The organism is Legionella sp. 39-23 (assembly GCF_001897665.1).
GTDB classification, from domain to species: domain Bacteria; phylum Pseudomonadota; class Gammaproteobacteria; order Legionellales; family Legionellaceae; genus Legionella; species Legionella steelei.
Genome location: NZ_MKTO01000037.1, coordinates 210,713 through 233,134 on the forward strand (window position 1 = coordinate 210,713; position 22,422 = coordinate 233,134).

The following is a 22,422-nucleotide window of genomic DNA, read 5'->3' on the forward strand; positions in this document are numbered from 1 at the left end:
TAGTACCTGTGTTCATTTTCATAACAATAATTAAATGCTTGCCACGATTAAAGCCGATTGTTCTTCCTCGTGCTCTTTTTTATTCCGTTGTTCTCTATGCGGTTGCGGCTTTTTAGCAAATAAGGTTGATAAACTACTCATCAATAAGCGTACCGTACGTTTGTTTGGGTTCATGTACTCGTGTTGTTCTTGAGTCGTATCCTGTAGCTCTAATTTAAGTTGGCTTTTTATATAGCTTTTAATGGGGTCGGTCAAATTAGGAGTACGTTCAATTTGTCGAATTCCTTGTGCAACAGCACGTTGATATTCATCAGCTAATCGATCTACTTTAGTTTTCAAAACACCAGCATCATCAATCATTTGTGCTGTCTCTGTTTTAAAAAAAGACAAGAAATTAGCTAAAAAATTACACACCCTCACAAACCACCCATCATGCAAGCGGACAAACTCCCCCAAAGTTTCACTATATTGTTGCAGAGTATACAGAAAAAGTGAGTTTCTTTTTATGGTAGTAAGTAACTTACAACTGGCTTGTACTGCATCCTTCATTGCATCATTTGCTTTTTTTAAAGCAATAAGTTGTTCAAGGCTTTCTTCTTCTATCCACTGTTTTAGTTTTACCTCATGACTAAAAAAACGATTTTTTATGGCTGCAATTTGTACTTCTTTCTTTTTCGACTTGCCTTGTAAATCCTGCAAACAGGCATTGATTAATGCCTTAAGCTCCATTTTGCACGCACCATCTAAGGTAGTAGGCAGTGTGGAACCGATTGCTTCTTGCACCAATTGCGGCGTAGCCGTTCGATATACAATAGTAATCGGTGTAGCCACCCAGCTCACTCCCTGAATGGCGCCTGAAGACAGATTTGGCGATGCAAGCGAGCTCTTGAGTTGTGCTACTTTTTCAAGAAGTTGTTGCCTTTGAGGAGCCTCTGTATTGTTTAAAAGAGTCTCATAGGACTCCTGATGACCGTTTAGAAGCTCTAAAAAATCCTTTCTACCAATAATTTTCTTATCGTTTTCATCTATTGCTGTAAGTAATTGAGTTACTTTCTCTATTTTTTCATCAAACTCTGCTTTTTTCTTTCGTAACCCGATTAAGCTAAACATACCTGAAGAAACTTTTTCTATATCAGCCTCAAGCTCAGTGAGGCTATCAAAAATACTTCGCGTTACTTGCTTTTTTTCTGCTGGCAGCACCGGTGTCTGGCGTTTTAGTTCAGGTAATTTATCCGTTTTAGCAGATTTTCTAGGGCCAATACCCAATACGCTATGATAGCGTCTATTCAAAAGCTCTTTAATTGGCTTTAAAGGATCTACGACACGCTCGGCTTTTGGATGATTGAACCGCTCCATTTTTTCTTCTATTTTTTGCAAAAAAAGCCCTATCTTTGATTTGATTTCCTCGAGATTAAAAAAAACTGAAACCGCAAGTTGAACCTTCCAATCTACTTTTGCAATTGCTGTCTTGATAAGGAGGAGTAACATATATGCAGAAAGCATAAACGTTTTATAATCATTTTTATCTGTAAAGGGCATGGTGTTTAAAGCAAGTAATTTTTCAATATTGCCAATTAAAGTAAAAACATGTTCTTTAGTATTATCTTTCCAGTCCTCATACAATTTAGATAAAATCATACTGAAATTGGAGAGTATTTTTTTTTCTTTTTCAGCAGTTTCTGGTAATTGCGCATGTGCTTCATCAATAAATAGCTTGGCAAAAACCACCGTTCCCAAAGAGCGTGCTTTATGTAGCTCAAAATCTTTAGACTTTCGCGCTGCGTTATCTCGGATGATGTCAAGATTATCTACTGAACTCACATAATCGCTAATCAGTAGCGCTGTGGCGAGGACATTTTGCTCTGCATCAGATTGGCTTCCACGCCATTGTTTAAAACGGTCAATTTTACTCAGCATCGCAATTATGGACTCGTTGAATGATTCTAAACTCATTCTACAAAAACGCAGATTAAAATAAAACCATAATATCCATCAATTGCGCCAAAAAAACTTAATCTCAAAAAAATCAATAATAACAATGAAGTAAATGCAAGTAAGTTTAAAATCAGCTATGCTAAATTCATACGAAAAGGAGAGATAAATATGCCATCAAAAAAAGGAATCTACCTCTTAACGCTCATTGGCTTACTCCTTGGTTTTGCTCTTGATGGCTTAATCCGCAATGAAATTATCAAAATATTTGATTATGCCTTAATCAGCCTCTTTGCTCTTTTATATGCACTGGCTTATAACGACAAAAATTGTTTACGCTTAGTTGCAAGCAGCGCCTTAGTCGCTCTATTCTTGTCGTTACCCCTGCTCCCTATGGAAGCGCGTTTTGCAGTCTTACCTTTTGAGCATTGGTTTACATTTTTGTGCGCATTCCCGATATTTATTTATGTAGGGCATTCATTTCACTATGCATACCATCATGATAATACCTGGCGAATTAGTTATACCAGTTTATTTGCTGCAGTATGGAATACTATTCCCCTACTGTGTGTTGCCGCCGTGTTTTCCGCTTTAGCGAATTTACTCATCTTATTGGGTGCTTTTATATTCAGAACGGTAGGCAGTGATTTTTTATGGAATTTGTATTCCAATAATCTCCATTTTCGTTTGATTTCACATGTAACGTTGTTTTTTATAGGATTAGGCATCGGACAACAAAATATCAAAATCATTTACAGCATACGCTTTTTATTGTTAAGAATGATGTATTATCTGTTCCCTTTCTTAGCTTTAATCAGCATCGTTTATTTTATTCTTTATATAGGCCATTCTCTCAATGGCGGTGAAGAATACATCAATCCGCTTACTATTTTAATCCCGCTTACGTCTTTAGGAATTATATTTTTTAATGCATATTTCCAAGATGGAAGTGTCGAATCAGGAGCTCCCTTCGGGCTGAAGTTATTATTACGTATTTATCGGGTCATTTTATTTCTTTTGATTCTAATGATGACTCATAAAATTTTCCAATCTTATTCTTTGGATATTAATGTGGTCATTTGTATCATCACAGTGATCTTATATAGCCTGACTTATGCAATTACTGCATGGTTTTCTGAAAGCATGGAAAAAAAATGGGTACGGATAGGAAATATTTTCTCGGCATTGTTTTTCATGATTATTCTTTTTTTACTCAACTTGCCATATATGCCCATAGTCTTCCAGGTAGGCTCTTAATAGGATGCGATTATTTACTCTAAATCAGGAGTTGGTCTGACATTCCCTAATCGGGTATTTTCCTCAACTACCTGATTAACAAATGTATTTCCATAGCCAATCCAACAGCCTTTTTTAATGGTTGTTCCAGGACCAATCGCAGTGGACATACCGATAAAAACATTATCTTCAATGACCACCGGAGCAAGAAAAAGCAAGTTACCTACATCGGAGTGACAACTTATTGACACCCCGCTTCCAAGAGTGACATTTTTTCCTATAGTAATTAATGGAAAATCCACAAAATCGATATCAAACGAATTTACAATTTGAAAAGAAACTTTAGCACCCAGCGCCCGCCAGTAAAAAAACTTAACGATGTTAAATGTTTGCAACAAAGGAGCCAGTCCAACAACCTTAGCAGAGCGCGTCAGTGCAAAATGACAAAACCAGGCAAAAGTCATTTGATTCATTTCGCGTTTATATCGGCCTGGTTTTAAACGAGGCAAACACAATCTAATGACTGCAATGATCAGAATAAACGAGGCAAACAAAACGAAAGGAGCCAATGGCAGAACCAACCATGTATGAGCATAACCATGATAGATAAATAGACCAGTGATGCTAAAAGCAGCAACACCAGGCATCAAACTAAATAAGATGGATACCAAGTCAATAATAATCAGCATGGATGGTGATAATTCAGTCTTTCCAGGAGTTTTTTTTGACTTAGCTTTACTCTTTTCTGTCATAACACGAGTTCCTTTTATAATAACCAAACCCAATAATCTGGGGTTTACATGTCAATTGCTCTAAGGCCAGATACAAATCATTTCATTTTTCTGTAATTACCCTCTGAGAAATTAATTTAGGCTTTGTCTGTGCATGGCTATCTGCTAATAATTCATCTTTTGGCAATTGCAATAAAACCATAGGAAGTACTTCTTTAGTCGTCACACTATGTGCATAGGGTTCATTTATTTGCATTAAACGCTTGTGCATACCAGCTAATAACGAATCAGGTATTTGCATCGCATCATCAGTAACGAAAACAATTCTATTTCCCAAACTATTCCGCGCAAAATACCAGTGAGGCTCTATTTCAAAAGAAATATCACGCAGCATATGTTGCAACTCTTGGCCGGTGATGGAACAACTTTCCAATTTAAGCATTTGTGTTTTATAACAAAACTCAAGTCTTGGTGCTTTATTTAAAAAACCAGTACATTTCACCACATCTTTTAACTGATAGCGCACAAAGCCCATTGCCGTAGTTAAGAAAACCTCATAATTTTTACCCTGCTCCAACTCCCAAGATTGTAAAAGATTTTCTTTTTCAATATTTTTACCTTCTTCAATAAACTCAGCAATATGTGCACCGGGATGTAAAAAACCTCCTGGTCGGTTGTCTAAAGGAACAGTAAGCCATCCTTCCGTAGCGGAAAAAGTGCCATCAACTAGGCCAACATCTGGACCCAACAATTTTTGTAATTGACGCGCAGGATATTCACAAAGGCCAGAAATCCAGCATCCAACAATGCTCAATGATGGCCAAAACTCTTTAAATGAGCTAGGGTTCTGTTGTGCGAGCTGACTTAAGTAATGTCGACGTTTTCTTGTAATTTGTAGCGGAGGTAAAAAATCAGGAATAGATTTTTCTCCTAATAAATAGGGTAAAAAATGTTTAAAATCGTGAAGACAACGCTCAAAAAAAGCATCAATAACCATAGGTGTTACCGCAAATAGTGCGCTCAGATCAGATGCTAAAGCATATAAAGCAGACCATTGTGTATAGACTTCTGTGCTATCAAACACTTCATCAGGCATTGCATAGGAACGTTTAATAAACACAGGTAAATTGCGATAATTAAAATTGCTAATCCAGCCTGATGGAGTACCCGCTGGAGAGGTTTTATGCGAATCCACCGCGACCAAATACAACATTTTTTCTTTAAACAACCCATGGAAGCGTTGAGTCAGAGTATAAATATAAGGTGGCATCGTGCGCTGGAATTGCGTCTGAAACGATGCGGTAATTGGAAAAAATTTGCGGACTCCTGCTGTTCCCGAAGTCTCTGACCAAAAAATCAATTTTTCTCCATTAAAAGGCTGAATATGACTGTGTTGGGCGGCCAAAAGATCTGCCTCATAATCTTCATAATGCGTAATTGAAAAATCATCCAACCTTAACGTTGGGATATTGGGTAGCCGAGGCTGCCAATAAGCAGATTTTTTTAATAAAGGTACAATCTCTTGATTCCATAAACGTTCACGTGAACGCTCGGGATTTTTGGTATCCTTAATAAAAGCGCGATATTTTTTTCGGGTAATTGCGGCAATAAATATTCTTTTCCAATTCATTCCTATTACTAGCCAAAATGAATGCGATACGAGATGATAACCTCAAAAACTAAAGTTGGCGAGCTACTAACCTAGAAAAAACAGTTGAGTTCGCCACTTGAGTAGTAGAACTCAACCTTTTTTCTAGGTTTAAGCAGGTATTGTAATTGGAATTACCGAAAACAATCGATGTTGCTCATAAAATTGAGACAAACAATCCGCCATAGACTCCTGCAATCTGTCGTTAATAGATGAATATGAGTTCAATTTATTAAGAATTAATTGAATTGCCAAATGAATCCAGTCTATGCCCAACAATTCTTTAGTCATTAATTGCTGATTAAAATGCCAAAAATGAAGACAACAACTGGCTGCAAAAATCCAACAATATTGTTCTGCTAAACGAAATGCTGCCAGACTGCGTGGGTCGAATTGTTTCTGCTCTTGCAAAGCAACTATTTCGCGGTCTAATCGCTTGAGTTCAACACGAATCGCCTTAATTAATGGGTTGATTTGCTTCGATTTTAATACGGATAAACCAGCCAAAATATCATCTTCTGCATGGCTGAAAAGACTTAGACGCTCTAGTGAAAACTCGGGACACATACAGTCCAGATTAAAAATATGTTCCAATTGCTGTAATTGACTTGGCAGGCAACTTCCTCTCATTCTTGCTTGCGGTAATAAACTGCCTGCAATCACGGATAAATTAACCTGACTACTCCCATCAAACAAACCAATTACTGAAATATCGCGTCTGATTTTCTGAAACATGGACCATTCTGTTGTACGTAAATAAGCGCGGGCCCCCATGACAATGCTACATTCGTCGACAACGCCCTCAGTTATTTTAGGAATAAGGAATTTAATAATCGCAGACCAAAAAGATAATTGTTCAGGCCGCACCGAACTCGCACGCGCCACAGCTAAAGCCGTACAATCGGCAATGAGTAGTTGCGTAAACTGCTCTGCCAGTCGCTGTTTTACAACAGGAATTTCATATGCTGTCTTCCCATACAACTGTCGTTGCAGACTAAAAGAAAGTGCTAGACGTAACGCCGTATCAGCAGTGCCTACAGAAAAAGAAGCACATAAAGTTCGTGAAACCTGTAACGTTTTATAGATAATTTCCAAACCGCGTTGTTTGTCACCAACCAACGCATCTTGGGGCAAGAAAACTTGTTCCAGAGAAAAGCCACTGATGTCCAAGCCTCTAACCCCATGCGTAGGCAGCTTGGGTGTTGGCATAAAACCAGATTGAATTTTGGATTTATCCAGAAAAAAAACGGAAAAACCTAAAGGCCCTCCGCGTTCATGGGTACGGCAAAGAAGAGTAATATTTTGCCCCTGGGTAGCAAAATTAATGCACCATTTTCTTCCGGATAACTCCCAACCGTTATTACACGGATGCGCCGTGACTTTATTTGCCATGATGTCAGAACCATGTTCTTCCTCAGTCAAAGCACATGCAGTAATTTCGTCGCGACGAAAAGACGCTACCAACGCTTGTTTCTGTTGTGCATTGCCTGCGATCCAAAGTGGTAAAGCCCCCAGAAATGGCAGCCCTAGGGCAATACCTGTGGTTAAGTCGCGTCTGCATATTGATTTAACCAGAAAATACCCGACATCAAGTGCAGCAAACCTGCCGCCAAGGCTTTGAGGAATGAGGTAATCCATAAACCCCCATTGCTGAATCCACTTGATTTGTTTCCAGGCAAGCTGTTCTTGCTCATCGTGTTGCACACTTTCTTGAAAATTGAGTGGGCTATCCTGTTTTTCAGGATTTCCTAAATAGTTTTCAAAAGAATGAATTAATTGCAGTAAGTCGTGATAAGCAGACATGATGATCCTTACTCATTGTATTTGCCTCTCTCCTACAAGTAGGAGAGGAGATCTTAAAAAAACATCCCTTCCCCCTTGGGGAGAAAGCGCCCGTCAGGGCAGATGGGCGTTGTTTTTCCTCACTAATAATCGAGAGAAATTCTATACGATAGAATGTCGTGCCATCGGCAAATCATCCATCATGCGATATAAATATTCCAAATGTTGTGCTAAACGACCACGCATTCGTTCGGGAGTAATCATTTCATCGATCAAACCAGATGTATAGGCATCCATTAATGAGGGATCAAGAGACAACTCATTCGTCGCACTTGCTTTGATTTCGACAGACACACGTCCATCCGTACTTTGAACTTTTTTTGTGGTCTCTTTACCCATAACACCAAGAGTCGCAGTCTCTAAAGCCAAGACCAAATCACCTTGCTGCGATACGGTTTGCATCATGAGAAATGCTGCAGCACCATAACATTTACGCACAATCACACTCATTCTCGGTACCCGAGTTTGCATCGCGGCACATAATCTGGCCCCATGTTGCAATAAGCCCTTTTGCTCTTCACGTTTTCCGGGCATAAACCCTGGAACATCAATTAAAGTAAGAATAGGAATCCTATATGCATCACATATTCGGATAAATTTAGCTGCTTTTTGCGCGGCATCTGAATCAATCGCGCCGCTAAAACGAGTGCTCTGATTTGCAACAATTCCTACGGCATATCCATGGATGCGCACAAAAGCACAAATCATGGCTTGTCCATACATGCTTTTGTATTGTTGTACTTCTGAGTTATCCACAATTGCCTGAATCAAATCGCACATATTAAATGGCACTCTGGGATCATCAGGGATATTAGGCAAGGCATGCACTGGTTCCATGACCGCATGCACCGGAGGGCATTCTCCACTATGTGAAGGAAAAAATTGGAGCATATTTTTCACGTGGTTAATTTGCGCCGTGATGCTGTCGTCAATAAAATCAGCGATACCTGTAGTGCTCGCATGCATTGCGGCCCCACCCAATTCACTCATACTGACTTTTTCACCGATTGCTTGTTGCACGACCATCGGGCTAGTGACCATTAAATAGCTACGGTGCTTGTTAAAGAACAGCAAATCCATCAACACCGCAGAATAAGCAGGTGCCCCTAGTGTAGGTGCGACAAGTACCGCAAATTGCGGGACAACCCCTGAGAGGTTGATATTACGCGCGATAATTTGCGTGTATTCATCGCCGCTTAGTAAATTTTCTTCCAAAGAAATACCAGGAGAAGCTAAAAAGGCAATAATAGGAATGCGTAAGTCTTTGGCTCTGTCCATAAGACGTAGAATCTTTTTGGCACCTTGGCTGGTAATATATCCGCGATTCACTGAATGATTATGAGCATATAGTGCAACTGGTCTATGGTTTACTTTAGCTAAGCCCGTAATTACTTCCGCCCCAAACTGTAAATGCAGTTGCTCATTAGGCGCATAATCTGCAAATAATGGAAGGAAACTATGCTCATCAATGAGACTTTCTATCCACTTCATCGTGGTTTTATCAGCAGACGATGAGGTCATATATCACTCAACTTTCAGTTAAATTTGTGCAAAAGAATACACTTCGTAATTAATAGGGTCAAATTATCCCCAAAAAAGGGTATAATTTACCCGCATTAAAGCCGTAAAAAATGAAAGGTAAAATCTATGGAAATTTTGTCCCCTAATATTCGTTTTGATATTACAGCCGCATCTCGCGTCCTTCCTGACTCTCCGCCAATCACTAATTTGGATATTTTACAAAACTTCCCGAGAACTTCGGGCCACTCTCTATCTTTTTTAGAAAAATTTGCTGAAAAAATTGGTGAGGAATTTGGATTTTATTCTCGTTATTGGTGTCATAAACCTTGGGAACCTTTAGACAAGTCCAAAGCAATGACGGCTGAATCATTAGCCATTGACGCAGTACAAAAACTGTTTGCACAGTTCACCCCCTCGAAAATACATGCATTTTTATTGGGCTCGACAACCAATAAACGATTTACAGGCTCACAAGCTGCAGCAGTTCTTGGCAGTTTAGGAATAGATGCTCCTGCTTATGATTTAAAAACAGGCTGTTCCACATCCTTATCGACGCTTCATCTTGCCTATGCCTTAATGGCTTTAGGTTACAGCAATGTCCTGGTCAGTTGTGCTGAGACGTTATCCAAAGTAATTGACCCTGAAAATGAAAAAACATGGATAGGTTTAGCTGATGGGGCTGCAGCCTTGTTCATGGAAAAAAAGGAGACAGGTGCATTCACCATTGAAAAAAGCTTTTTTTCTACTGAGGGAAAATACGTTGAAGCGTTCACTACCCAGGGGATTTTTCCACCGACCAAAGAACAAATTGATTCCATCGGGTATCATCTAATTGGCGACGAATCACTAATGAAAGAATTGGCGTATGCTAAGTACAAGCAAATGCTAGCCCATTTATTACCTACAAAAGAAGATCGCAACGCCATTACCTGGATTATACCGCATCAAGTGAACCGCAAATTAATTACCCAGCTGCTTCAAGAAAATGACATGATAAATCAATCTATCATTTGGGATTCCGATACAATTGGTAATATTGGTGGTGCATCGGTTCTTTATTCTTTAGCAAGAGCAATCGAAGAAAAGGTTTTTGACCGCCCAGGAAAAATACTGATGATGAGTGTCGGCGGTGGTCTCTCTTATGCCGCACAAGTACTCCAATTTCATAATCCATGAGGTTTCTGTGATGAATAAAGAGATTTTTAACTGCGTCTCCCTTGTCGATGCGGTTCAACACAGAGCGCAGCGTACTCCAGAACAAATAAGCTGTACTTTTGTAAATAGACATTTAGAAGAAAAAATGACTTATGCTGAATTGGATGCGCGAGCAAGAGCTATTGCTGCGCACTTACAAGCACAGGGGGTACAACCTGGAGACCGGATCTTATTATTATTTTCCCCAGGTTTTCCCCTGATTCAAGCTTTCTTCGGTTGTCTTTATGCAGGTTGTATCGCAGTACCCATTTATCCTCCTGCCCAAGCAAAATTATTAGATAAGGCACATCGCATTATTCAGAATGCAAAACCGGTATATGCCTTAATGACGGCAGATCATTTGCTCAAATTCGCCACGCTGAATATACAGGGACAACCGCATTTGGATTCAGTTCCATGTTTGGCCATAGATACCATAGAATTACATATGAGTTCTCTGTGGCAACCTCCTCTTATTCGTGCACATGACGTTGCTTTTCTACAGTACACCTCAGGGTCAACAATGCACCCTAAAGGGGTTATCATCACTCACGGCAACTTGCTGGATAATATTCACAAAATATCGCATGCATTTCAGTTAAATGAAGAAAGTATATCATTCAGTTGGCTCCCACCTCATCATGATATGGGCTTAATAGGTTATATTTTGACGCCTATTTATGCTGGCGTTCCAACATACCTGATGTCTTCTTTTTCTTTTCTACAAAATCCACTTTCCTGGTTACAAAACATTAGTAAATATAGAGTAACCATCAGCGGTAGCCCTAATTTCGCTTACGATTATTGTGTGAAACGCATCAAGGAAGAAAAAAAGCAGGGTTTGGATTTAAGCTGCTGGAATATTGCATCCAATGGAGCAGAACCCATTAGAAAAGAAACATTAGAACATTTTTATCATGCTTTTAAAGATTATGGGTTTCGCAAAGAGGCCTTCTATCCTTGTTATGGTTTGGCTGAAGCGACTTTATTAGTGACAGGTAATACTCCAAATGCCTCCTATCGCACCCTTACTTTAACTAAGGAGCAATATCAGGATCATCGCGTCCGCTTTGCTGAAGAAGGAAGTCCACTGAGCCATACTCTGGTCAGTTGCGGTCAGTTCATACAAACAGTAAAAATTGTTGATGCAGAAACACGCACCCTCTGTGAGAATGATCAAATAGGTGAAATTTGGGTACAAAGTGCCAGTGTTGCCCAAGGTTATTGGCAACAAGATGAAGAAACACAGCATGCATTCCAAGGTACAATTCAAGATGACCCAAGTAATCAATTGTATTTAAGAACAGGCGATTTAGGATTTGTACATGAAGAAGAACTCTATGTGACGGGCCGCATCAAAGATTTGATTATCCTCTATGGGAAAAATCATTACCCACAAGATATAGAATACTCTATTTTACATGCGCCAGTGCATGCATCTTTAGGCAAATGTGCTGCTTTTGTGATACAAACAGAACATGAATACGAGCTAACTGTCATGTGCGAAGTAAAAAATCGTTTGCTTAGTTCTGAGGAACAAGACACTTTGTGCAATACTATTTTTGAACTGGTTTACCAGACTCATCAACTCGAAATTCATCACATTGTGCTTATTCCGCTCAAATCCATGCCGCATACAACCAGTGGTAAAATTCGTCGAAATTTCTGTAGAAAACACTTATTGGATAGTACACTGCCTATAATCGCTACTTGGCGATTGAATAAGGTTGAGGGTTAAGATCATGCAATTTTTGGCTCAAGATGCACACAATCGAATTGCACTAAGTGTTGAGGAACACCATTTAAGTTTTGCTGAATTAGAAGCGGCGATCTACAAGATGACTGTGCAGTTAAACAAATTGCCCCCGGGTATTTTAGTCTTAGAAGCCACACCCCAACCCCTGTTTGTAATTCAATTATTAGCTGCTTTAACTATCGGAAAACCTGTAGCACTTTTTGCCCATCAAGAATTGACATGGGAAAAACGGGCTATTTTAAGCACGAATATGACCGTGAATGAGCATGGAGAACTTCTAGAATTCCATGAAAACAACGATATGAAACCTCACCCTCAGTTAGCTTTGGTACTCTTTACCTCTGGAAGCACAGGACAAATGAAGGCGGTACAACTTTCTCTAAAAAATATCACCGCCAATTGCAAAGCTGTTGTGAAGGCGCTTGAATTTTCCAAGATAAAGGATCAATTATTATTTTTGCCTTTATCGTATTCTTTTGGCTTGCTAGGTCAATTACTTCCGGGACTAATCGCAGGCATAAAAACGCAGCTGCTCCAACAATTTACTGACATCAAAGTCTTATTAGAAGGTGGTAAGGTACCGCAAATGTGGAGTGGTGTGCCCTCGCATTGGGTGGCAATTCACAAAATGGCTGCATTGTTCCCAGAAAGTGCAGCAAAAATAAAAGCAGTTGTCTCTGCAGGAGCACCGTTGAGTGTTTCATTACGTGAAAGCTTAATTCATACCTTTTCCAAAGCGATCATTTACAATAATTACGGTTTAACAGAGGCCTCTCCTCGCGTACTCACTTATTCGAGTACCGATCCTTTATTTCTCGAGGAGTATGCTGGCTATCCAATTGGTGATTGGCAGGTGCGTTTGTCAGAAAACAATGAATTGCTTATCAAAGGCAGCCAACTGATGCTGGGATATTTGGGGGAAGAACAACAAACCCGAATACAGGATGAATGGTTTTTTACTGGAGATCTAGCGGAGCAATTGCCCTCAGGTTTATTAGCAATTAAAGGACGCGTGGATCACATGGTGAATATAGGCGGTGAAAAAATCAATTTAATTGAGATAGAGCATAAAATTTGCCAACTTAAAGGAATTAAAGAGGTGATTGTCTTACCTTTAAACGATGAACTGTATGGGATCCGCTTACTTGTCTGTCTGGAGCAGAGTAGTTTTAGCCCCAATATTTCTGAACACATGCTTGTCGAACAATTAAAACAACATCTTCTACCCAGAAAACTTCCAATTAGCGTGCAATTATTAGAAAAATTACCGCGTAATCAACATGGGAAACTGGATAGAAAAACCCTACTTTTAAGTCAGAAGGATAAAATCCATGCTCACTGAACGCATTCACAATACCTTAGTCAAGATTGGGCTTCCCCATCTACCCCAAGATACATCGGCCACCTTGGAACAAGGTGGCCTAGATAGCTTAATGTTAGCGCTACTTATTATCGAATTAGAACGTGAGTTTAAAATTAAGATCCCGGTTATGCCTTTAGTCAAAGAACATTATGAATCGATAAGCAGCATTGAAAAGCATTTAATTGAATTGGGGGCAAAATGAATCTTTTGCTTACGGGAGGTTCTTCCGATATTGCCCAGGCTATAGCCAAACGACGACTGCAATTAGGCGACCGCATTATCATAACTTGTTCCACTAAAGAAAGCCTGGATAGAACCTTGGAACACTATCAACAGCACAACATGCAAGTACGCGGTTTGGTATACAATTTTGCCAATCCAGAAGCCAGTAAAGAAGAGCTACACGAGCTGCTGCAAGAACCTTTAGATGGGGTTGTGCTGAACGCGTTTACGCGTGTAAGCCAACTTCGTAAATTACACGCGCTACCCTATCCTGCATTACGTGCTTATATTGATGATAACTTACATGGCAATATTTGGTTGATTCATCAGTTATTGCCTGCTTTTTTGGCCCATAAATTTGGCCGATTGATTCTGATTTCCAGCCTTTCGGCAATTACAGGCACTAGTCGTTATGGTGCTTATTGCGCTACCAAAGCGGCATTAGAGGGATTGTTTTTAAATTTAGCCGTTGATTACAGCGCCAACAATATTTTATCGAATATAGTCCGTGTTGGTTTGATTAAAACATCAAGAACAGAGCAATTCTGGAAAAAACCTGCTTATCAAGAAAAAATGGCGCACATTATTCCTCAGGGCATGATGGGAGAAACTGCACAAGTCGCAGAAGCGATGGATCCCTTATTATCCAGAACCTCATTTATGACAGGCTCCGTAATTACAGTAAGCGGCGGATTACCTCTGATGCGTTCAGAAGGACTATTATCATCATGAACTTATTATACGCTGAAAAAAATATATACCTCAAAGGTCCGTTCACTGCATTACCCGAAAAGATTATGGGTAATCAAGAGGTTCTCGATTGGATGAATAGTACCCAAAGTCCAACACTGGTCAGTTTCTCGACCGGAATTCGCAACAGACGTTGGGCCAATGAAGATCAAGCATGTAGTGATTTGGCGGTACTTGCTGCAGAAAAACTATTCGCAGAGAAACCCACAGAAAAAAATAAGATTAACCAAATTATCTTAGCTACAATTTCAGGAGACTATCTCGCGCCACCAACTAGCCCTCTGGTGCAATACCGTCTCGGATTACAAAATACCGGTGCTTTTGACATAGGAGCAGCCTGCGCGGGCTTTGTAGTCGGTTTACATACAAGTGCGGCGATTGCTCAGGCAAGTATGGGCTCCATCTTATTAATAGCCAGTGAAATTCGCTCCAAATTTTTAAATAAAAATAATTTTGCCACCAGCGTTCTCTTTGGTGATGGCGCAGCTGCTTGTGTTGTGTCCACCGATAAAGAGCATGCAGAATTTCGTTTTATCGCTTCGGCATTATTTGCAGATGGAGAGGTCAGCGATACAGTTTCCACTCCTGCAGGTGGCTCACGGCTGCCTGCCAGACAGTGTACAGATCCCGAACTCTTTTACATTACCATCAAGGAAAGTACCGCATTATTTGTCAAAGCAGTACATGGCATGGTGGATGGTGCCGAAGAATTTCTCAAGGCATTAAACCTGAGCACTGCGGACATCCAATGGCTAGTACCTCATCAAGGAAATAAAAATTTAGTGTTATCAGTTGCCAAACAATTGGGTTTTCCTGAAGAGCGCATTGTCAAAACTGTGGAGGAAACAGGCAATACCTCCGGCTCCAGTGTCGGCATTGCCTTGGATTACCTGCGCGAACATGCAGATATTAAAGCAAATGATAAAGTGTTATTAGTCGCTGCAGGTGGAGGCGGTATTGCAGCTTGTGCGCTTCTGGAAGTTATTTAAGTACGGGGAGCCCGTCATCCCAAACATCACAGAAGGATGACTGTATTAGAAATGAAATGTTGAACTAAACCAAAATTCAGCCAAAGGCGTATCTTTATAATGCGCTAAATGAAAATTAAAAAACTCTTGTGCTGCATGCAAATTTTTACTTTGTATTAAACAAATAAGATAGGTTTGGGCGATGATTTCTGATTGCGCATCACTGCCACCGATTTCAGTGCGTCTTGAGATACAAGGTGCCATCAAATCACATGCTGTTTGGAACTCATTGTGTACAAAAGCATGTATTCCTTTACTCAAGGGCAAGATTACCGAAAACCAAAGCGATTGATAATATCCGCTCGGTAGTGTTTTAGCGTAAGCCTCAATCGATGCGAGGGATTTTTGCACTGCATCCTCCTGGCCTAAACGAGCAAGACAATAGATGTAATGCACCGTATTAAAACCGGTGTAATGCATCGATGGATTTTCCTGCAAATAAGGTGCAAGCTCATTAAACCGCTCCAGCTGCGGCAGTCCTGCCATATCCAAACGCCATAATAATGAAATCGCATCGATTTGTTCGGTTACAATTTCCGGAGAAATGCCAAAAATTACAGAATATAGCTCCATCACTTTATCAACTTGCCGTAATGCAAGATAAAATAAAGCTAAATGCCAGCTGTTGTGTCCACGCAAAAGCGATGAAATCTCGTCCCAACTCCCCCGAAAAGACTCTAAAGCCACAACTCCATTGGCAATATGATGAGTATTCAGGTAGGTGTGCGCCAAAGCATGATGAGCCCACGGTGTAATGGGGTCAATGGTAAGGGCGTGTTCTGCCAAACGTTGGGCGTCTGTTACATGACCTGACAACTCAGCCGCAAAAGAATGCATGGCTATAAAATGCGATTCATCCTGATTATGTGTGGCAATTCGTTCACAAAATGCCAAATATTGATGACTATTGTACGCTTGCCCTGAACAATAAAATAACCATTCAGCGAACTTTGCTGCCAAAGTATCGCGAGGATACAAAGCGGTTAAAGCAGCTAAAATGGTTAAAGCACTCGCATAGTCTAACTGCATCCACGCTTTAACTGCTTGATAAGTTAATTGTTCTCTTAAATTTGCTGTAGGCAATAATTTTTCAGCATGGATTAAATGCTCTTTTGCCAAAGCAGTTGTTGCATCAGTCTGACCATAAAGATAAAAAGCAGCTGTATAGACTTGGAGAAGCAAATTATCAGGATTATTTTTAACAGCATCTAAAATAAAGTGGGGTTCTTTCCCTGAGCCTAAAATTTGTTGATGAAAATGATTAATACTTTCTACAACCTGCAATGACCATGTTGTCACTGTTAAGCCACGATTTGTTTCCATGGTGGACCTACGAAATCGTCTCATTTCTTATAGTATATATCTCTTGATGGAAAGGCGAGCTGAATAAGCAAATCAAAACATAAGATCTTAGGCATGATTTCATTGCATCAAGTAACGTCATCAGATAACCTACTGCCGAAATTATGGAGAGATAAAAAATGAAGAGTCAAAAACAATTATTCGAGTTTTTATGTCAATTGATTGATATTCAAATTAAAAAATACGTTGCCTTACCCAAAATAGGTATAGGCCCCGATGCTCGTCTCAATGGGCAACTTGTTTTTCAAGAAGTAAATGAGCTATTAGGATTTGCTGAGCAACTTCTAGCTAAAATGGAACACAATGTTGTTTCTCCAGAACTCTTCTCCTCTATTTTTGAGCAAGTCAAATTTTATCTTGAACAAGAACATCTCAGGGGATATGCAGGTTGGCTTCTTGATGAAAACAATATTCATACACCATTGATGGCACGAGTAAATGAGCAAATCGGACAATTAAAAGAAATCGCCGACTCAGCACATATTGAGTATTCCTCTGCATCAAAACCCGTAACAGAAACACAGAAACAAACCGAATATGATAGTGTGGCCATTGCTTTTTACATTTTGGACCTCGCTGTAAAAATTGCTGAAAATCCAGAGATAGAATTAGATGCTAAGAGCCTAGGACATGCTCTCCCAATATTAAGACGTAATGCGACCACCCGCTATAATAAAGAAGAATTCGCTCAACCAATCCGTGAGTTACATAAAAAATGCACTGAGTTTATGCAGCAATCCGACGCTCAAAAAGGCGATACACTGCTCGATAAAGTAAATGCTGGCGTCTATGAAAAAAAACACCGGGAACAATGGAGCAAGTTACTCAAACGTTATCAAAAAGTTGAACCAGACTCTAAATTATTCGATGCGGAACATGAGTGGTATAAAATTGGTAAATTATCAGCAGAAAAATTAAAACCCCAATCAACATACGCGAGCCCAAACCTTACATTATTTGGCGGAGTCACCATAGGTATACTGCTTGTTTGCATGTTGGTTTCATATTTTATAAAACAACAGAATAATGAAAGCATCTTAAATTCAACGCTGAATCCCTAGACGCTACATAGATAAAAGTAGGTTGGGCAGTGGCCCTACCTACTTCAAGCCGAACAAAGCTCATCAATGAGAAAACGATTTCCAACACTTACTGGCTACGCCTGAGTAAAATCAAACAAATCCTTATAAGTATGAAAATTCATTGCATCTTCTTCAGTCACTGTTAGATTATATTCTTCACTTAGAATGGCCAGTAACTCAACGATTTTCAAAGAGTCCAAATGCAAGTCTTCAATCAGAACCGTATCATCATGAATTTCCTCTGCTTTTGCACCAGATAACTTGGATATAATTTGTTTTAATTCACTATCAATGATTTTCATACAACACCTGTTCATTATCTTTCGAAGCCAAATAATACCATGAAGCAAAAGCACATAGCCCCAAAATAAGCAAAATTATAGCTAAAGAGAGTTGGCCATACCATTGACCCAGTGCGATTATGCCGCTAGATATGGCAGCACTTAAATCTTGCATACAGGCATATAAAGCCCCTACTGTACCTGCCATGTGGGGAAATGGATGAAAAGCACCAGCAAAAGCATTGATAAAAGTAAACCCCACACCCATGCTAAACAAGGACACTGGAATCATGATAGACAGTACATTCTGAAATCCTAAAATAGCAAGAAGCAGCATGGTAAAACCACCAATAATCATGAATACAATGCCAATACATACCATATAGGATACCCCTTTACTCATCACTAATTGGCTATTAACTATCCCACTCACACAGATAGCAGCAGCAATAAATATAGTTAATTGACCAAACTCTATAGGACTAAGTCCTAACACATCCTGAAAAAGGAAAGGCGCAATTGCGAGATAACCAATTAAACCTGCGGACGCAAGGCATGCACACAAAGCATAACCAAGAAAGACTTTAGATTTTAATAAAGTAAAATAGTTCTCACGCATTACTTTAAATTTAGTTGCATCGGGATTCAGGTTTTTATTGGTTTCTGGCAGCGCTAACAGCGCTAAAATCCATATAACAATGCCAAATACTAATAAGAATAAAAAATTAACACGCCATCCAAAATGTTCTTGAATGTATCCGCCTAAAACTGGCGAGGCGACCATAATAAATACACTCACAATACCCACATAAGATCCGATCTTAGATAACATTCTATCAGTAAAGAGATCACGAACTAAGGAGCGTCCCACTGAACCACAACATCCAATACCAAATCCTTGAATAAAACGGCCAATGATCAATACCAAAACTGAAGGAGCAAGAAAACAGATTAAGCTACCTAAAATACTCAAACCGACACCAAACATAAGTGGCGGTTTGCGGCCAATTTTATCGGATAAAGGACCATAAAATACATGGGAAATACTTAAGCCCAACATGAAAAGTGATAACGTTAATTGAATAGATGCTTCACTACTATTAAAAATCCTGGTAATAGCAGGCAATGAAGGGATATACTGATCCGTAGTCATCTGCATCAATATCATGAGCATTAAAACAACAAAAACCAATACAGGTTGAAGCGAAACTTGCTGAACATCATTTTTTTTGTGCATCAAAAAACCCTTAACTTCTTATTAACAGCCCCTTCCCTATAAAACTCATGCCCTATTCATATCATACAGAGCCCTAATATAATCAAACAGCAAACATAACCAACAAACCACGCGGTTGATCTTAATGAAGCCATATCCATTAAATAACAATAGTAATAAATAACTCGGGAAACGATATAAATCATCGCCAAAATTTGGATTGTGATACCAAGATGCTTGGTAGTCATCGCGGTTAAAGCTGCAGTAGCAAAAACAAGCAACGATTCAAAACTATTTTGATGTGCAGCAACAGCCCGTGCCCCCATACCCTGTAATCTTGCCTGTTGCGCTCTGGGATAATGATTGTCGTATCGGCCTTCTTTTTGCATAAAATAAGCAACAACCATCTTCAGAAGATAAGGGAATAATATTGCAATGAACAAGCAAATAATCAAAGTAGTCATAATGTCATTTCCTCTGTAAACATTCGTGCTTTTTAAATTAATAATTAGTGCCTGGTGCAGCACCATGGAACCCAGGAGGTTATAACTTCTTCATTAAGCGTATCTCGTTATCCTAAATAACGAATAAAAAATGAATCATAATAGCGAGAATACCTCCTTAGTACAATGACTTAGGATTCATGTCTATAAAGGAAAAATAGTACTTTCTACCAATTAATTTCTTCTGTTATGATAAATTGATTACGTTGTCATCTTTTAAAAGGTGGTACTATGGTACAAGATGAATCAAAAAAAAAATCCAAGGGACATATTGTCCTGTCGTCACATCCATCCGGACATACTGCGGCTCCATTAAAAATTAAATGGGGGGCAGAAAATCCTAAAGAACGTGGTCCAGTCATCGCATCCCTTACTAATATTAAAAATCGTAATGCCGTTGGCACACACTCAGGCTCATATTCAGTTTATCGTGCTCTTGCTGTTGCTGCCGGAGTATTGGATCCCGAGCATGTTCCTGATCTTACGGATACCACCCCACCGGTAATGATAGGACCTCACCCTCAATGGAGTGATCCTCAGAAAATTGTTTCACTTGATCCTTGGGGACATCTGGTAGCGGATACATTCGCTGAAGAAATTCACGCAGGATATGATATTCGACCAACAATTGCAGTGACTAAAGCACATATTAATATTCCTGAATTGCAAACAGCCATCCAAAAAGGCCGCCTTATTCCGGATGGAAAAATATTAAAAGAGTCAGGTGATGTTGCAGTAACTAAAGCGGCACTGGAGCCCGTTTGGTATTTGCCTGGAATTGCTGAACGCTTTAAAATTTCAGAATCACTTTTACGTCGCACCCTATTTGAACAAACTGCGGGGATGTTCCCTGAGCTGGTCACACGTTCTGATCTCGATGTTTTTTTGCCCCCAATAGGCGGATTAACTGCTTATTTTTTTGGTGATGTAACCACCATTCACGATCCCAAAGTTGAATTGACTTGTCGGATACATGATGAATGTAATGGCTCTGATGTGTTTGGTTCTGATATTTGTACGTGTCGCCCCTATTTAGCGCATGGAATTGAATTATCTATCGAGTCAGCTCAGAAAGGTGGTGCTGGTTTGATTGTTTATAATCGTAAAGAAGGCAGAGCTCTGGGTGAGGTCACTAAATTTCTAGTCTACAACGCTCGCAAAAGACAACAAGGTGGGGATACTGCTGCGAAATACTTTGAACGAACGGAGTGTGTGGCAGGAGTTCAAGACATGCGCTTCCAAGAACTCATGTCGGATGTCTTGCATTGGCTTGGTATTACCAAAATTCATCGTTTTGTTTCAATGTCCAATATGAAGTATGATGCATTACTCAAATCAGGAATTCAGGTTGTAGAGCGAGTAACCATTCCTGATGAACTTGTTCCTCCAGATGCTCAAGTTGAAATGAACGCCAAGCGTGCAGCAGGCTATTACTCACCCGATCGCATTGTCGATATCAATGAGTTAGCAAAAACTAAAGGACGCGATCTTAATGAGTAATGAACAACAAGAAATTGCCCAAGTATTAACAACGTTAAACGATCTCCGCACCATACGCTTGCGCGCCCAAGCTATTTTGGAGCGAGTCAAACACGATAAATCAGCATATTTTTCCTTAGAGCCGGAAAAGATGACTGGCACAGCCTCTTTTGTTATTAACGTCATTCAAGAAAACTATCCAAATCTTAATATTCCGTATCATAGCCGCTGGCGTCACTTTGAAGCTGGGGGTATTAAGCGGATAGAAAAAATGCTGGAAGAGTTGAGTGGCTTGTCCGTTGATGAGCGTGGCAAAATTCTTTATGAACTTGTTATCATCAGTGTCTTTCTCGATGCCGGTGCTGGCCAATACTGGCGCTATCAGGAGTCAGATACAGGAGTAGAATATTCCCGCTCAGAAGGCCTTGCTCTAGCAAGCTTATCTCTTTATCAAGCAGGCATGTTCAGTGCCTTACCGACTGAGCCGCTCAGAGTAGATGCAGAGCGTTTATTAACTTTTAATGAAGATGATCTTCGCCTTGGATTTCAAGTAACTACCAACAACCCTTTAGAAGGTCTTTCCGGACGAGTTGCTCTGCTGAATCGACTCGGAGCTTTAATGCAACATGATGAACATCATTTTGGAAAAGAACGCCGTTTAGGTAACTTTTATGCCTATATCAGCTCCTTAGCAACCAATAACAAGCTTGCTGCTTCACAAGTTTTTCATGAAGTGCTTCAGGCATTTAATAATATATGGCCAGCCAGACTTTTATTTCATGGAATTACTCTTGGAGATGTGTGGCAATATAATGCACTAAAAACCGATAAGCCAGGATCTGAATATGTCCCGTTTCATAAATTATCCCAGTGGCTCACTTATTCATTGATTGAACCTTTAGAACAAGCAGGAATTAAAGTGACCCATCTAGAGGAACTCACTGGTTTACCAGAGTATCGGAATGGTGGCTTACTCATCGATTGTGGCTTACTGCACATTAAAAATAAAAAAGTTCTGGAACAAGCTATCTCCCCGGATTCAGAACTCATTGTAGAATGGCGTGCATTAACCATTGCTCTATTGGATGAATTGGCCGATTTAATCAGAAAAAAACTGCAAAAAAATGCTATAGAGTTACCTTTGGCGAAAATTTTGCAGGGCGGCACCTGGGAAGCAGGACGGCGCATTGCAAAACAAAAACGCCCCCAAGGTACCCCACCTATCCAGATTATTAGTGATGGTACTGTTTTTTAAATTAAGAGCAAAATTTACATA

General features: G+C 39.8%; 19 protein-coding genes. 10 read left to right on the forward strand and 9 right to left on the reverse strand.

The genetic code is table 11. The features are described 5' to 3' along the window. Positions 1-30: 30 nt before the first annotated feature. Complete coding sequence (locus BGO44_RS13705; protein WP_273197432.1) at positions 31-1,953, reverse strand: hypothetical protein; 1,923 nt, start codon at positions 1,951-1,953, stop codon at positions 31-33. 150 nt (positions 1,954-2,103) lie between these two features. On the opposite strand from BGO44_RS13705, the gene BGO44_RS13710 reads away from it, so the two are divergent. Then, a complete protein-coding gene (locus tag BGO44_RS13710) occupies positions 2,104-3,189 on the forward strand; it encodes a hypothetical protein (RefSeq protein ID WP_273197434.1) in 1,086 nt (361 codons plus the stop codon). Between the two features lie 14 nt (positions 3,190-3,203). On the opposite strand, the gene BGO44_RS13715 is transcribed toward BGO44_RS13710, so the two are convergent. The 4 genes from BGO44_RS13715 to BGO44_RS13730 form a co-directional block, all read right to left on the reverse strand. Next, entirely contained in the window at positions 3,204-3,920 is a 717-nt protein-coding gene (locus BGO44_RS13715; protein WP_058509325.1) for a DapH/DapD/GlmU-related protein, read from the reverse strand. A gap of 82 nt (positions 3,921-4,002) precedes the next feature. Then, the gene (locus tag BGO44_RS13720) at positions 4,003-5,529 is read right to left on the reverse strand and encodes a GH3 family acyl-acid amido synthetase (RefSeq protein WP_273197436.1); all 1,527 of its coding nucleotides are present in this window, start codon (positions 5,527-5,529) and stop codon (positions 4,003-4,005) included. 129 nt (positions 5,530-5,658) lie between these two features. After that, entirely contained in the window at positions 5,659-7,350 is a 1,692-nt protein-coding gene (locus BGO44_RS13725) for an acyl-CoA dehydrogenase family protein (protein WP_273197439.1), read from the reverse strand. 141 nt (positions 7,351-7,491) lie between these two features. Continuing rightward, positions 7,492-8,910 carry an acyl-CoA carboxylase subunit beta gene (locus BGO44_RS13730; protein ID WP_273197441.1) on the reverse strand — a complete coding sequence of 473 codons (1,419 nt, stop codon included), beginning with the start codon at positions 8,908-8,910 and terminating at the stop codon, positions 7,492-7,494. A 126-nt stretch (positions 8,911-9,036) separates the two neighbouring features. Here BGO44_RS13730 and BGO44_RS13735 point away from each other — a divergent pair, with 126 nt between their 5' ends. The 6 genes from BGO44_RS13735 to BGO44_RS13760 are packed head-to-tail and all read left to right on the forward strand — an operon-like array spanning position 9,037 to position 15,184. Further along, the gene (locus BGO44_RS13735; protein ID WP_273197444.1) at positions 9,037-10,086 is read left to right on the forward strand and encodes a 3-oxoacyl-ACP synthase III family protein; all 1,050 of its coding nucleotides are present in this window, start codon (positions 9,037-9,039) and stop codon (positions 10,084-10,086) included. A gap of 10 nt (positions 10,087-10,096) precedes the next feature. Further along, positions 10,097-11,842: a fatty acyl-AMP ligase gene (locus BGO44_RS13740; RefSeq protein WP_273197446.1), complete on the forward strand. Its 1,746-nt coding sequence runs from the start codon at positions 10,097-10,099 to the stop codon at positions 11,840-11,842. Between the two features lie 4 nt (positions 11,843-11,846). Continuing rightward, positions 11,847-13,202 (forward strand): class I adenylate-forming enzyme family protein, encoded by a 1,356-nt coding sequence (locus BGO44_RS13745; RefSeq protein WP_273197449.1) that lies wholly within the window; start codon positions 11,847-11,849, stop codon positions 13,200-13,202. Further along, a complete protein-coding gene (locus BGO44_RS13750; protein WP_058509319.1) occupies positions 13,192-13,425 on the forward strand; it encodes an acyl carrier protein in 234 nt (77 codons plus the stop codon). Before BGO44_RS13745 ends, BGO44_RS13750 begins: the two co-directional genes overlap by 11 nt. Beyond that, a complete protein-coding gene (locus BGO44_RS13755) occupies positions 13,422-14,177 on the forward strand; it encodes an SDR family NAD(P)-dependent oxidoreductase (RefSeq protein ID WP_058509318.1) in 756 nt (251 codons plus the stop codon). The genes BGO44_RS13750 and BGO44_RS13755 overlap by 4 nt, the downstream gene beginning before the upstream one ends. After that, on the forward strand, positions 14,174-15,184 hold the full coding sequence (locus BGO44_RS13760) for a 3-oxoacyl-ACP synthase III family protein (protein ID WP_273197454.1): 1,011 nt from the start codon (positions 14,174-14,176) through the stop codon (positions 15,182-15,184). The genes BGO44_RS13755 and BGO44_RS13760 overlap by 4 nt, the downstream gene beginning before the upstream one ends. A gap of 45 nt (positions 15,185-15,229) precedes the next feature. Here BGO44_RS13760 and BGO44_RS13765 read toward each other — a convergent pair whose 3' ends face one another. Beyond that, the gene (locus tag BGO44_RS13765; protein WP_273197457.1) at positions 15,230-16,546 is read right to left on the reverse strand and encodes a tetratricopeptide repeat protein; all 1,317 of its coding nucleotides are present in this window, start codon (positions 16,544-16,546) and stop codon (positions 15,230-15,232) included. A gap of 158 nt (positions 16,547-16,704) precedes the next feature. Between BGO44_RS13765 and BGO44_RS13770 the strand changes: the two genes are divergently transcribed. Beyond that, positions 16,705-17,646, forward strand: coding sequence for a hypothetical protein (locus tag BGO44_RS13770; protein ID WP_273197460.1), 942 nt, complete (start codon positions 16,705-16,707; stop codon positions 17,644-17,646). A 95-nt stretch (positions 17,647-17,741) separates the two neighbouring features. Here BGO44_RS13770 and BGO44_RS13775 read toward each other — a convergent pair whose 3' ends face one another. The 3 genes from BGO44_RS13775 to BGO44_RS13785 are packed head-to-tail and all read right to left on the reverse strand — an operon-like array spanning position 17,742 to position 19,628. Next, entirely contained in the window at positions 17,742-17,969 is a 228-nt protein-coding gene (locus BGO44_RS13775; protein WP_058509314.1) for an acyl carrier protein, read from the reverse strand. Continuing rightward, positions 17,956-19,185, reverse strand: coding sequence for a multidrug effflux MFS transporter (locus BGO44_RS13780; RefSeq protein ID WP_273197463.1), 1,230 nt, complete (start codon positions 19,183-19,185; stop codon positions 17,956-17,958). Before BGO44_RS13780 ends, BGO44_RS13775 begins: the two co-directional genes overlap by 14 nt. A 56-nt stretch (positions 19,186-19,241) precedes the next feature. Further along, positions 19,242-19,628, reverse strand: a complete 387-nt coding sequence (locus BGO44_RS13785; protein WP_273197465.1) for an MAPEG family protein — start codon at positions 19,626-19,628, stop codon at positions 19,242-19,244. A gap of 270 nt (positions 19,629-19,898) precedes the next feature. Here BGO44_RS13785 and BGO44_RS13790 point away from each other — a divergent pair, with 270 nt between their 5' ends. Both BGO44_RS13790 and BGO44_RS13795 read left to right on the forward strand, forming a co-directional pair. Next, positions 19,899-21,167, forward strand: coding sequence for a GTP cyclohydrolase II (locus BGO44_RS13790; RefSeq protein ID WP_058509312.1), 1,269 nt, complete (start codon positions 19,899-19,901; stop codon positions 21,165-21,167). Further along, the gene (locus BGO44_RS13795) at positions 21,160-22,401 is read left to right on the forward strand and encodes a URC4/urg3 family protein (protein WP_273197466.1); all 1,242 of its coding nucleotides are present in this window, start codon (positions 21,160-21,162) and stop codon (positions 22,399-22,401) included. Before BGO44_RS13790 ends, BGO44_RS13795 begins: the two co-directional genes overlap by 8 nt. The last annotated feature ends 21 nt before the right edge of the window (positions 22,402-22,422 follow it).

Coding starts and splice junctions, on each gene's coding strand:
- BGO44_RS13785 (WP_273197465.1), bottom strand. CDS start 19,628: ATGACTACTTTGATTATTTGCTTGTTCATTGCAATATTATTCCCTTAT.
- BGO44_RS13735 (WP_273197444.1), top strand. CDS start 9,037: ATGGAAATTTTGTCCCCTAATATTCGTTTTGATATTACAGCCGCATCT.
- BGO44_RS13795 (WP_273197466.1), top strand. CDS start 21,160: ATGAGTAATGAACAACAAGAAATTGCCCAAGTATTAACAACGTTAAAC.
- BGO44_RS13760 (WP_273197454.1), top strand. CDS start 14,174: ATGAACTTATTATACGCTGAAAAAAATATATACCTCAAAGGTCCGTTC.
- BGO44_RS13715 (WP_058509325.1), bottom strand. CDS start 3,920: ATGACAGAAAAGAGTAAAGCTAAGTCAAAAAAAACTCCTGGAAAGACT.
- BGO44_RS13790 (WP_058509312.1), top strand. CDS start 19,899: ATGGTACAAGATGAATCAAAAAAAAAATCCAAGGGACATATTGTCCTG.
- BGO44_RS13710 (WP_273197434.1), top strand. CDS start 2,104: ATGCCATCAAAAAAAGGAATCTACCTCTTAACGCTCATTGGCTTACTC.
- BGO44_RS13775 (WP_058509314.1), bottom strand. CDS start 17,969: ATGAAAATCATTGATAGTGAATTAAAACAAATTATATCCAAGTTATCT.
- BGO44_RS13725 (WP_273197439.1), bottom strand. CDS start 7,350: ATGTCTGCTTATCACGACTTACTGCAATTAATTCATTCTTTTGAAAAC.
- BGO44_RS13750 (WP_058509319.1), top strand. CDS start 13,192: ATGCTCACTGAACGCATTCACAATACCTTAGTCAAGATTGGGCTTCCC.
- BGO44_RS13720 (WP_273197436.1), bottom strand. CDS start 5,529: ATGAATTGGAAAAGAATATTTATTGCCGCAATTACCCGAAAAAAATAT.
- BGO44_RS13755 (WP_058509318.1), top strand. CDS start 13,422: ATGAATCTTTTGCTTACGGGAGGTTCTTCCGATATTGCCCAGGCTATA.
- BGO44_RS13745 (WP_273197449.1), top strand. CDS start 11,847: ATGCAATTTTTGGCTCAAGATGCACACAATCGAATTGCACTAAGTGTT.
- BGO44_RS13770 (WP_273197460.1), top strand. CDS start 16,705: ATGAAGAGTCAAAAACAATTATTCGAGTTTTTATGTCAATTGATTGAT.
- BGO44_RS13705 (WP_273197432.1), bottom strand. CDS start 1,953: ATGAGTTTAGAATCATTCAACGAGTCCATAATTGCGATGCTGAGTAAA.
- BGO44_RS13765 (WP_273197457.1), bottom strand. CDS start 16,546: ATGGAAACAAATCGTGGCTTAACAGTGACAACATGGTCATTGCAGGTT.
- BGO44_RS13730 (WP_273197441.1), bottom strand. CDS start 8,910: ATGACCTCATCGTCTGCTGATAAAACCACGATGAAGTGGATAGAAAGT.
- BGO44_RS13740 (WP_273197446.1), top strand. CDS start 10,097: ATGAATAAAGAGATTTTTAACTGCGTCTCCCTTGTCGATGCGGTTCAA.
- BGO44_RS13780 (WP_273197463.1), bottom strand. CDS start 19,185: ATGCACAAAAAAAATGATGTTCAGCAAGTTTCGCTTCAACCTGTATTG.